General features: G+C 40.4%; 11 protein-coding genes. 6 read left to right on the plus strand and 5 right to left on the minus strand.

The features are described 5' to 3' along the window. Positions 1-195 precede the first annotated feature (195 nt). The 6 genes from QCD85_RS20165 (at position 196) to galU (ending at position 7124) form a co-directional block, all read left to right on the plus strand. Positions 196-867, plus strand: a complete 672-nt coding sequence (locus QCD85_RS20165; RefSeq protein ID WP_273613605.1) for a response regulator transcription factor — start codon at positions 196-198, stop codon at positions 865-867. Positions 868-869: 2 nt separating this feature from the next. Further along, positions 870-2393, plus strand: coding sequence for a sensor histidine kinase (locus tag QCD85_RS20170; protein ID WP_274171869.1), 1524 nt, complete (start codon positions 870-872; stop codon positions 2391-2393). Positions 2394-2637: 244 nt separating this feature from the next. After that, the gene (locus tag QCD85_RS20175; RefSeq protein ID WP_301263693.1) at positions 2638-4746 is read left to right on the plus strand and encodes an ArnT family glycosyltransferase; all 2109 of its coding nucleotides are present in this window, start codon (positions 2638-2640) and stop codon (positions 4744-4746) included. A gap of 48 nt (positions 4747-4794) precedes the next feature. Beyond that, entirely contained in the window at positions 4795-5799 is a 1005-nt protein-coding gene (locus QCD85_RS20180; protein WP_273613608.1) for a glycosyltransferase family 2 protein, read from the plus strand. After that, on the plus strand, positions 5786-6163 hold the full coding sequence (locus QCD85_RS20185; RefSeq protein WP_301263694.1) for a GtrA family protein: 378 nt from the start codon (positions 5786-5788) through the stop codon (positions 6161-6163). The genes QCD85_RS20180 and QCD85_RS20185 overlap by 14 nt, the downstream gene beginning before the upstream one ends. 67 nt (positions 6164-6230) lie before the next feature. Continuing rightward, positions 6231-7124 carry a UTP--glucose-1-phosphate uridylyltransferase GalU gene (galU, locus tag QCD85_RS20190; RefSeq protein ID WP_301263695.1) on the plus strand — a complete coding sequence of 298 codons (894 nt, stop codon included), beginning with the start codon at positions 6231-6233 and terminating at the stop codon, positions 7122-7124. 373 nt (positions 7125-7497) lie between these two features. Here galU and cyoD read toward each other — a convergent pair whose 3' ends face one another. From cyoD to QCD85_RS20215, 5 genes are all read right to left on the minus strand, one after another. Next, positions 7498-7839 (minus strand): cytochrome o ubiquinol oxidase subunit IV, encoded by a 342-nt coding sequence (gene cyoD, locus QCD85_RS20195; protein WP_069325649.1) that lies wholly within the window; start codon positions 7837-7839, stop codon positions 7498-7500. Between the two features lies 1 nt (position 7840). Further along, positions 7841-8461, minus strand: a complete 621-nt coding sequence (gene cyoC, locus QCD85_RS20200) for a cytochrome o ubiquinol oxidase subunit III (protein ID WP_301263696.1) — start codon at positions 8459-8461, stop codon at positions 7841-7843. After that, complete coding sequence (locus QCD85_RS20205) at positions 8461-10437, minus strand: cbb3-type cytochrome c oxidase subunit I (protein ID WP_273613612.1); 1977 nt, start codon at positions 10435-10437, stop codon at positions 8461-8463. The genes cyoC and QCD85_RS20205 overlap by 1 nt, the downstream gene beginning before the upstream one ends. A 68-nt stretch (positions 10438-10505) precedes the next feature. After that, positions 10506-11537 (minus strand): cytochrome aa3 quinol oxidase subunit II, encoded by a 1032-nt coding sequence (qoxA, locus tag QCD85_RS20210; protein WP_273613613.1) that lies wholly within the window; start codon positions 11535-11537, stop codon positions 10506-10508. A gap of 286 nt (positions 11538-11823) precedes the next feature. Then, positions 11824-12093, minus strand: coding sequence for a hypothetical protein (locus QCD85_RS20215; protein ID WP_273613614.1), 270 nt, complete (start codon positions 12091-12093; stop codon positions 11824-11826). Positions 12094-12448: the final 355 nt, after the last annotated feature.

A 12448-nucleotide genomic window follows, 5' to 3' on the forward strand; every position in this document is an offset into this window, starting at 1 on the left:
TTGTTCGTTTTGGGAAGTGATTAATCACACTTTTTGGATTTTTTTGCAAATTCGTTGATAGGCGTGTTGCTGGGTTGATGTTATGATCTACATAATGTCAGACTATCTCGTTCATGTATTCTTCATATTGATCTGATATGATAATGCAAGCACTGGGTACGATTAATCTGATTACTTGTAAAGGAGCGTTACGATATGGTACGTATTTTGATAGCTGATGATGATCCTTCCATTTTGGAATTAATTCATATGTATTTAAGTCGTGAAGGATATAGTGTGCATACGGCACGAGATGGTAAAGAAGCATTTGATATGCTTGGAAATGGCAAATGGGATCTGATTATTCTGGATGTGATGATGCCTCATATGGACGGATGGCAACTAACGCAAGATATTCGCCGTTATTATGGAGATGTACCGATTCTTCTAGTAACTGCCAAAGGTGAATCCGAAGACAAAATCAAAGGATTCCGCTTGGGTACAGATGATTATTTAGCGAAGCCTTTTGTAGCTGAAGAAATGGTTATGCGCGTCAAAGCTTTGTTGCGACGTTATCGCATTTTTTCAGGCGAATCTCTTTCGATTGGTAATGTCAGACTGGATGCTTCGACCAAAGAAGCAGATACAAATGGTAGCCTACAAGCTTTGCCTGCCAAAGAATTTGATCTGTTATATACTCTTGCTGGATTCCCGGGACAGATTTTTACACGCGATCAATTGATCGAAAAAATCTGGGGGCATGATTATGATGGTGATGAACGTACAGTCGATGTGCATATTAAGCGTCTACGCGATCGTTTTACAGAAGAAAATGGATTTACGATTCAGACAATTCGGGGCATCGGTTACCGGATTGAGGTGAAATAAGGTTGAAAAATATTTATAGTCAGCTGGTACTTACGTTTATTGCAGTTGTAGTAGCCAGCTTTGTCATTACTTTACTGATGTCTGATTGGGTATTTCAACGACAACAGGTTAACTTTGTAGAAGATCGTATTTTGGCAGATGCCAAGTCTATGGCTGAGATTCAATCTTCTATTCCTAAAAATATGATTCAGAAATATCTAGATAGTCAGGGCGGACAGATGCAGATTGTAGTGATCGGCGCAGATGGTACGACGTATCGTTCTATTGGTGAAGGACCGGGAGGGCCTCCGGGACTTTCCCCACCACCTGTACCTCCGACACCGCCTGCTTCTACAACAAGTACCTCAACAGATACAAAAAATAAAGCAAAACCAACACCTCCTGATCCTTTGAATCAATGGAATATCCCAGAGACAGTGAAAGAAGAAGTATTAAATGGACAGGTCTATCACCCTACAGCTATACCGACTACCAATAATACTGTCCCTAGTTTTGATTTTTCATTTTTTAATTCAAAAGATAAAAAAGAACCTCGTTATGTCGGTGTACCGTTTGAGCGTAATGGTCAAAAATATGCTCTTTTTGCTCGTCCTGCACCCGGTCATTTTGTGAATCAATTTAATAGTTGGATGTTTTTAGTCTTGTCGGTCATGTTAGTGATTGGGGTTGTACTGTTTTTATTTGCGGCTCGCTTAATTGCCAAGCCGATTGCCAAATTATCGGAAGCGACCCGACGTGTAGCCAAAGGCGATTATCAAGTTCGTGTGAATCTACGACGTAACGATGAGATTGGTGAATTAAGCCGTAACTTTAATCGAATGATTGGCGAATTATCTAAGATCGAAGCGATGCGTCAAGAATTTGTATCCAATGTATCGCATGAGATTCAGACTCCTTTGACTTCTATTCGTGGATTTGCAGGAGCTTTGCGAGATAGTGCTTCTCCTGAGCAGGTCAGACATTTGACGATTATTGAGCAAGAAAGTGAACGATTATCCAAGCTTAGTAGCAATCTGTTAAAACTAGCTTCACTTGATGTTGTTAAACTTCATACTGTTCCTTTCCGTCTGGATGAACAGATCCGAATGTCTGTCGCTTCTTGTGTCCCTCTTTGGATGGAAAAAAATATCGAACTTTCTGCTGATCTCGACAAAATTACATTTGACGGAGATGAAGATTTACTCAGTCAGGTATGGATTAACTTATTATCGAATGCGATCAAGTTCACTCCGGAACAAGGGAATATTTATATTACGCTTACACATGATCAGCAATGGATTATAGCGTCGGTGCAAGATACCGGTTGCGGAATAGCACCTGATCATTTAGAACATATTTTTGATCGCTTTTATAAAGTCGATACTTCACGTACATCGGTTACCGGTGGTAATGGATTAGGATTGTCGATTGTGCAGAAGATTATTGGATTGCATGGTGGACGAATAGAAGGATCTAGTGGGGATGGACAAGGAACCAAAATGACTGTTTTTTTACCGTTAACTGTTGAACAACCCAAAGGATCTTAACTTTTTTAAATCAGAGCTAGGTGTTGACCCATTTTACAATATCAATATATTCTTTTCAGGTTCTATTCATCTTGTATCAGTAAGCGAGAAATTCCTTGTATGTTAAGGGTTTCTCGCTTTTTTATATGTATTTATAGCAATCTTTAACCGCCTTTAAGGCAACGTTCATTTTTTGTTCATAAACCCTTGTTATATTTTTTACATAAAGTTATACGACGTGATCAACAAAGGAGGATATATACAAGTGAAAGAATCCCGCATTCGAAGGATAGATCCGATTTTAGCTATACTGGCGCTTATCGCCGCGGGTCTTTCGCTATATAACATTAATCAATCAGGTGACCTGAACAGTTACTATACTGCTGCTATTACAAGCATGGTGCAGAGCTGGCATAATTTCTTTTTCAACGCTTATGATCCTGGTGGTTTTATTACGATTGATAAGCCGCCGGTTGCTTTCTGGCTTCAAGCGATCAGCGCCAAACTATTTGGAATTCATAGTTGGAGTCTAGCATTACCATCTGCACTTGGATTAGCTGGCTCTGTTATTTTACTGTATCTCATAATGAAGCCTCACTTTGGAATCACTGCTGCACGTATCGCCGGGCTGATTATGGCGTTAACGCCAATCGCTGTAGCTGTTAGCCGCACGAATAATGCAGATAGCACACTAGTTTTCTTTTTAATGCTAGCGACTTATCTATTGTCCAAAAGTGTACGCAGTGGCAAACTACTTACCCTTTGTATCGCATTCGGACTAGTTGGAGTAGGATTTAATACCAAAATGCTACAAGCATTTATGGTACTCCCTGCGTTCTACCTTCTCTACTGGTTAGCTCGTAAAGGACAATGGAAACAAAAAATACTTCATTTGTTAACTGCTAGTGTATTGATGGGAATGATTTCTCTATCATGGGCAGTTATTGTTGACCTTACACCTGCGGATCAACGTCCCTTTGTAGGAAGTAGTGGAACATCCAACTCTGTATTAGAACTTGCGCTTGGCTACAATGGAATCAGTCGTCTTACAGGTGATTCTAGTGGTAGTGGCGGCAGTGGTGGAATGGGTACTATGCCATCCGGTACACCTGATGGTCGTAGCAATAGTAGCACAACATCAAGCTCTATCAGCTCAAGTAGCACACCAACAACAGCTAACACTTCAACAGATACATCCAATACAAAAACATCGGCAATATCGGATCAGCCTGCAACTACTACAGTTAGTGCAGATCATTCTACCGCTTCTGTTCAGAATACTAACGGAAATGCTCCACCACAAGGCGGATTTGGTGGGGGTAATGATGGCGGACGATCTGGCAGTGGTGGAATGGGTGGTTCTGGCAGTGGTGGAATGGGTGGTTCTGGCGGTGGTAGTAATGACGCTGGTGATGCTGGATGGCTTCGATTATTCAGCACAGCCAATGCAGGGCAAATCGCATGGTTCCTTCCTTTAGCCTTATTGAGTGCTCTGATATTATGGTTGCAACGCAGGGAACAACGACATATTGTTCTGTTCTGGGTAGCATGGCTTGCACCGATGATTATCTTTTTCAGTATTGCAGGGCATATTCACCGTTATTACTTTATTATGATGGCTCCTGCGATTGCCGCTCTCACAGGTGCAGCGCTCGCTTATTTATGGCAAAATATACACAAGCGCTGGTTGACGATATTTATGCTCATAGGGATCGCAACTGGATTATATATTACGATTTCGTTAGATCAAATGATTCTTGGTATTGTAGCAGCTCTGATCGGACTGATGTCTATAGGGATTGCCCTTCGTTCACGTCAATCGATGAACAGCATCTCACTCACTCTTGCTCTTGTCGCTTTACTTATTGCACCTGCCTACTGGTCGATAACACCAGCAATCTATGGAGGCAATTCTACACAACCTTCTGCCGGACCGGAATTAGCAACCTCTAGCGGACGCAGTAACAGCTCTACTATTGATTCTGGTTTGATCACTTATTTGCAACAACATAACACTGGTGAGAAATATCTGGTAGCCACTACTTCTTCACAGACAGCTACACCGATTATTTTAGCTACTGGATCTCCTGTAATAGCATGGGGCGGATTCAAAGGCTCTGATACTGCACTGACAACGACTCAACTCGAAGCGCTAGTCACCAATGGCGAACTTAAATATGTGATTCTTGGTGGCGGTATGGGTAGTGGGAGCTCAGATTTGACATCATGGGTACAAGCACATGGCACTGAAATTGCACAAAGTGAATGGAGTGCTAACTCTACTACATCAACCGATACGACTTCTCAACGTTCTCAACGCGGTGGCGGTGGAAGAAGTTCTCAACTGACTTTATATGAATTAAATCAATCGTAACTCCACTGTTGTGATGACATAAAGATGTATTTATAAGGAGGAAAACCTATGCGATATTCAATCGTTGTACCTGTATATAATGAGGAAGCTGTTGTAATGGAATGTTACCGTCGCCTGACTGAAGTGATGCAACAAACGAATGAACCTTATGAATTAATTTTTGTAAACGATGGAAGTCGTGATCAAACGGCTTCTATTGTGAATCAGCTTTGTGCCCAAGATACATCTGTGAAATGGATCGACTTTTCCCGTAACTTTGGTCATCAGATCGCGATTACTGCTGGTATGGATCATGCTCAAGGTGAAGCGATCGTTGTTATTGATGCTGATCTTCAAGATCCACCAGAATTGATTTTGCAAATGATCGAAAAATGGAAAGAAGGCTACGATGTCGTCTATGCTACCCGGGCAGAACGTAAAGGTGAAACAGGCTTTAAAAAATGGTCTGCTTCGATGTTCTATCGCACACTGAACAAATTAAGTGATATTGATATCCCGATGGATACAGGTGATTTTCGCTTAATCGATCGTAAAGTATGTGAAGCGATGAAAACATTAAAAGAAAATAATCGATTTGTTCGTGGTCTGGTGAGCTGGGTAGGCTTCCGCCAGACATCTATCAGTTATGTACGTGAAGAACGCTTTGCAGGTGAAACCAAATATCCTCTTAAAAAAATGATCCGCTTTGCATCAGATGCACTGGTCGCTTTTTCGCTCAAACCTTTAAAATTAGCTAGTATTCTAGGTAGTGTTGTATCGTTATTCAGTTTCTTTTATCTAATCTTTGTACTGGCTCAGAAGTTACTGCATTTTTCAACCACACCAGGGTGGGCTTCTATCGTAGCAACGATCTTATTTTTAAATGGGATTACGTTAGTCATTCTTGGTCTTATCGGTGAATATATTGGCCGGATCTATGATGAAGTGAAGCAACGTCCTCTTTATCTGATACAGCAAACTAGAAATTTTGCTCAAGAACAACCACTTCCTGTGCATGAACAATTGCAAGAACAACGTCGTATGATGAGCGAACAACGTCATGCTGGTTTCTAAATTATTTGCGAATCAAGCGATTCGATTTGCTACAGTTGGTGTCTCCAATACTGTGATCGACTTTGTTGTTTTTATGCTACTACAGAGCTTTACAGGCGTTGTAGCCGCTCAGTTTATCGGCTATGGCGCTGGAACACTGAACAGTTATCTCTGGAATCGTCGTTGGACGTTTGCACGTGGTAAAGGCTTTGACTTTTCAGAAATACTCCGTTTTCTACTGGTAAATATAACAGTTGCTAGTATTACAGCTATTGCAATTAGCTTGGTTCCTGCGAGTATTCCGGTCTGGATTGCCAAAATAGCAGTAACCATTTTGGGATTAGGAATCAACTATACGGTCAGTAAATTATGGGTATTCCGTTAATCAAACGTCTGCATAACAGATATAGCGTACGTGTATGAAGATAATACAGGTTCAGGAGGGAATTCCGATGAAAGTTCGTAAAGCGATTATACCTGCTGCCGGGCTTGGCACACGTCTGTTGCCTGCTACCAAAGCACAACCAAAAGAAATGTTACCTATCGTTGATAAACCAGCGATTCAATATATTATTGAAGAAGCCGTTGCTAGTGGGATCGAATCTATCCTTATTGTTACCGGTCGTGGCAAACGCTCGATTGAAGATCATTTTGACCATTCGATTGAGCTTGAACTTGATTTAGCTTCCAAAGGGAAACATGCTTTACTAGAACAGGTGAATCGTATTTCGGAACTGGCAGATATTCATTATATTCGTCAAAAGAAACCTTTAGGTCTAGGACATGCCATTTTGTGCGCCAAGCAGTTTGTTGGAAATGAACCTTTTGCAGTACTACTGGGTGATGATCTTATCGTTAATGAAGTACCCGGATTACAGCAATTATTGAATCAAAATGTATATCCTTCTACAGCGATTGTAGGTGTACAACATGTGCCTTATGAACATACAAATAAATATGGGATTGTCGCTCCATCGGTTATACCCAACACTCCTTATTCGATTATTCCTGTTAGCGATATTGTAGAAAAGCCGGCTATCGAAGATGCTCCATCCGATCTAGCAGTGATAGGACGGTACGTATTGCCTCCTGAAATCTTTGATTATTTGGAAGATACGTTACCTGGCAAAGGTGGCGAAATTCAATTAACCGATGCGATCTCACGCTTACCTCATATAGCAGCGTTAGAGATTCAAGGTAATCGTTATGATATCGGTGATCCGCTTGGTTATGTCAAAGCAACAATTGATTTTGCTCTTCAGCGTCCTGAACTTCGTGATGAAGTTCAAACGTATTTGGATCACTTACAATATCGTGTTACTTCTTCTATCCCTCAATTAGGATAATGCTCTCAAGTAGCTATACATTATGATAATCACTTTGTATCTGCTATACATTATGTATCACATCTATAAAAGAGTCTTGCTTTGCTGTTTGTCACAGCGGAACAAGACTCTTTTTGCTATACTGCTGTTGTTATCTATTACGGTATTACATCATCGACTATGATGATGCACTGCACTGTATCTGCTGTTGTCCTTTAAATTAGATATTAATTAGGCTTACTTGGATTACATAATCTAATCATTCCTATCAAACGGTATAGCAAAAAAGCTCTTTCACTTTCACCACTACAGCATAACAATCTGTAGTAGATCCAGCAAAAGAGCTTTTAAAGTCTATCTCGTATCTTGCACTTATAAGTTCTTATCTAGTGGATTAGTATCCTACGCCGTTGTAAGCCATGATCCATACAGAACCAGATACAACAACCAATACAATCGCTAGACCAAAAATCAAAGCCATTACGTTCCAACGAGGTTGGTTACCTGTACGATCACGTACATGCATAAAGAAGAATAGCTGTACAACGAACTGCAATACTGCAGTGATCATAATGATTAGAATCGTTGCTGTTGCTTGGAACATATGGTTCATAACAACAACTAACGGAATAATCGTTAAGATAATCGAAAGGATAAAACCAATGATATAAGATTTAAGCGAGCCATGAGCATGATCTTCACCATGTGCATGTGAATCTGTTGAATGCTGCGCCATATTACATCACCCCCAACAAGTAGACGACGGATAGCAAGAAGATCCATACCGCGTCCAAAAAGTGCCAGTACAAGCTGATGACGTTAATTTTACCGCGTGTTACGTCAGTGATACCACGACGAGACAATTGGATAATCAATAACAACATCCAGACTAGACCAACCGAGACGTGAAGTCCGTGAGTTCCGACAAGTGTGAAGAATGCACTTAGGAATGCACTTGCAGAGATTCCGTGTCCTTCTCCAATCAATTTCACGAACTCCGTTACTTCAAGCCCGATAAATGCTGCACCTAGAATAAAAGTAACGATCAACCAAGAAATAAGTTGTTTTACCTTTCCTTTGTTCATAGCAAGTACAGCAAGTCCGCTTGTAAAACTACTTGTTAACAAGATAAATGTCTCAGCGATAACGCCAGGCATTTCGAATATTTCTGCACCACCGGGACCACCGGCAGTGTTTTTATGAAGAACCACATATGTTGCAAATAAAGTACCGAATAAGATAACGTCGGTAATTAGGAAGATCCAGAAACCAAGAAGCTTCATTTCTTGCGGATCGTGATGCCCGTGGTCATGACTATGATCATGGTCGTGACCATGCTGTGATACAGCTTGTGCCATTAGACCGTCCCCCTTATCGATGCTTCCGTCTTCTCAATTTCTTCAACTGGAATGTAATAGTCGGTATCGTATTGGAAAGAGCGAGCAATCATACAACCTGCTACACCAATCAGACCAAGAACCGCCATCCATGTCCATAAGAAGACAAAGCCGAATCCGGCAATAAAGAAGAATGTTGACATTATAATTGGAATTGCAGAGTTTTTCGGCATATGAATTGGAGCATATACAGGTTTTGGCGGATTTTTCGGAAGCTTACCAGCCGCACGACGCTGTTTCTCAACCCATAGCGGATCTCTACTATCCACAACTGGAACCACTGCAAAGTTATACTCTGGTGCAGGAGAAGGAATACTCCATTCCAAAGTATGAGCGTCCCAGATATCGCCAGTCGTATCGACTTCACGATTTTTGATACTATAAGCAATTTGAAGAACTTGGAACAAGAACGCTACACCCATCAAGTATGCACCCATTGTGGATACAACGTTTAATGGACCCCAGCCAGTGTCCCAATCAAATGTACTGATACGACGAGTCATACCCATTAGACCAAGCAAGTATTGAGGCATGAAACATACATAGAAACCAATGTTCCAGAACCAGAATGCCCATCTACCTAATGTTTCGTTCAGTTTGAAACCGAACATTTTTGGCCACCAGTAGTACATACCAGCGAAATAACCGAATACTACACCACCGATAAGAACTTGGTGGAAGTGAGCAATTAGGAAGTAACTGTTATGATACTGGAAGTCAGCAGGAGCAACAGACAATAGAACCCCTGTCATACCACCGATAATAAAACATGGGATAAATCCGATCGTCCAGAGCATCGGCAGATCGAAGCGAATTCGACCACGATACATCGTAAACAACCAGTTAAAGATTTTAACCCCTGTAGGAATTGCAATCAGCATCGTGGATAATGCGAAGAACGCATTAACATCTGCGCCAGAACCCATCGTGAAGAAGTGATGCGCCCAGGTAAAGAACGATACGAATGCAATAATCAACATGGCGAATACCATGGATGTGTAACCAAATAGCTTTTTACGTGAGAATACGCTGACGATTTCGGAGAAAATACCGAACGCCGGTAATATAACAATGTATACCTCAGGGTGACCCCACATCCAGATCAAGTTGATATACATCATCGGGTTACCGCCACCATCGAGTGTAAAGAAGTGAGCCCCCGCAAACCTATCGATAAACAATAGTGCTAGTGTAACTGTCAAAATTGGGAAAGCGAAAATGATAATGATACATGTTGCGAATACAGACCATGTAAACATAGGCATTTTCATAAATGTCATGCCTGGTGCACGCATTTTGATAATCGTTACCAAGAAGTTAATACCCGTTGCAAGGGAACCAATACCTGAGATCTGAATACCCCAGATGTAGAAGTTCTGTCCAGGTCCTGGATTAAATTGGAGTTCTGATAGTGGTGGATAACTCAACCATCCTGCATCCGGTGAACCACCGATAACGAAAGATAAGTTAAATAGCATCGCACCCAAGAAGAACAACCAGAAACTTAATGCGTTCAAGAATGGATAAGCTACATCGCGTGCTCCTAATTGAAGAGGAACAACGATATTAAAGAGTCCGAACATAAATGGCATCGCCATAAACAGGATCATAACTACGCCATGCGTCGTAAATACCTGATTATAATGTTCAGGATGTAAAAATTCGAGATTTGGGAATGCGAGTTGAGTACGCATCATAATGGCATCCACGCCGCCACGGAACAACATCAAAATCGAAGCAAGAATATACATGATACCGATTTTTTTGTGGTCAACTGTTGTTAAATAATTACGCCACAACCAGCCCCATTTTTTGAAATAGGTGAGTCCCACAACGATAGCAATCATCGCAAGTCCGATAGATACATCTGCACCGTAAATTAGTGGGTCGCCGGTGACGAAAAAGTCAGATGCAAAATCTTTAATTTTCTCGAGCATCGGGGAGCTCCTTTCCCTGTCTTTTATGTCACACGCTACGGTACAACTAACTTCAAATAAATCTGAACTTAATTGCTAGTATTCGTGTCTGTGCTTTCTTGATCATTCATTTCCATGCCATCGTGATCGCCTGTTCCCATATCACTTTGTCCTTCTTCACTTTGTTTCTCATCAATCTGAGTAGAAGGAGTGGTGTGAGTAGCACGATCTTTACCGCCTGCTAAACCGCCTGGCAAGTATTTGGTAACAAGTTGTTGGAATAGACCTTCCGGGAATGCAGAAAACGTTTGTTTGTCAGCAGTTCCAGGAACCGTTAGCGACTGGTATGTTTCCATACTCATAGGTTTAGACTCGGTTTTAACTTTGTTGACCCAAGTCTGATATTGCTCGTCAGATACAGCATTCACATCGAATCTCATTTGGGAAAAATGCTCACCACTGAAGTTAGCACCTGATCCAAAGAAAGTTCCCTGATGATCAGCTTGTAGATACAATGTCATAGCCATACCCGACATCGTATAAATTTGTCCACCAAGTTCTGGCACCCAGAAAGAGTTCATCGGAGCATCAGAAGTCAGTTCAAATCGTACAGGTGTATCTTCTGGAATCGTAATAGAGTTCACAGAAGCAATACCTTCGCCCGGGTACATAAATAACCATTTCCAGTCCATAGAAGCAACTTGGATTGTAATAGGTTCCTTCTGTGATTGAATCGCTACAGAAGGCTCTAATGCATAAGTGTAACGCACAGTTACAATACCAAGTACAGCAATAACGATGATTGGAATCCCCCACCAGATGGTTTCAAGCTTGGTGCTGTGGTTGAAATCCGGATCATATTTTGCTTTTCTACCTGGTTTGTCACGGTATCTCCACACTATAACAAAAGTGAGTATCGTTACCGGAACAATAACAATGGCAGTTAGAATCGTGGAAATCACGATTAGATCTCTTTGTCCTGCGGCAATAGGTCCTTTCGGATCGAGAACAAAGTAATTGTGGCTACCTGCATAAAGTGCCCATACCGTCAAAGCGAGTGACAGAACCGACACAATAATCATAACCCACATCATAAGACGAGAACCCGGTTTTTTGTTCATCTTAATCCCCTTTCTCACATAACGTTTAAGACGTTCATAATATTGAAACCACACATTTCTATGTTAACACTAAGTGTGCTATTTGCGTATCCATAGAAGGTGTAAATTCCACATTTTTTTGACTTGTTAACAAATCTGTCAATTTATTAACAGGTTATCGTGAATCTTTTCACATTATTTATATATTATCATATTGTGATTCCGTAAAAAAGCCCCTTTAAGAATTAATTCTTAAAGGAGCATGTATTTAATTAAAAAGGATTTATTTTATCGTCAATCTCATTTTTTAATCATCATTGATACTTTCTTTTCCTTCTTCATTACGAACTTGCATAGAACCGATCGATTTACCAATAAAGTAAATAAATACACTTCCTACTACACATCCGATACCCATCATCAATCCAGCGTTGTTATCATTAAATGGTTGGATATTCAAAATAATCGTTACTACACCAACAACAAAAGCAATCCAACCTATAATTGTGAGCAAACGAGTTAATCCGCGTGCATTTTTTCCGGGTGAATTTGAACGGCCTTTTGTATTTGTCGCCATAATTAAGCACTCCCCTCTTATGTTAGTATCCATTGCTACTCCAAACTAGGAGCACTTTAAAAATTACGTTTCTATTGTTATAGTCTCTATTACCACAATTTGCCCCTTTTGATTCGTTATTTAATTATATTCTTCTTATTTCTATATTATTTATTACAAATTATTGTCAAATGGTATGTATTTCATCGTCAAAAAGGCGACATTCTCTGTGTAATACAGAAAATATCGCCTTTGTTCATCTCCCTATTAATATATTCATAATTACATATTTGATAAGAATATATTTATATATAGAAGAAAAAATATTTTTTCATTACTTCTCGTCAAAATATTCGTAGATTAACTGTATGATTAT

Origin of the sequence: Paenibacillus sp. PsM32 (genome assembly GCF_030433815.1) — a bacterium.
GTDB lineage: Bacteria > Bacillota > Bacilli > Paenibacillales > Paenibacillaceae > Saccharibacillus > Saccharibacillus kyungheensis.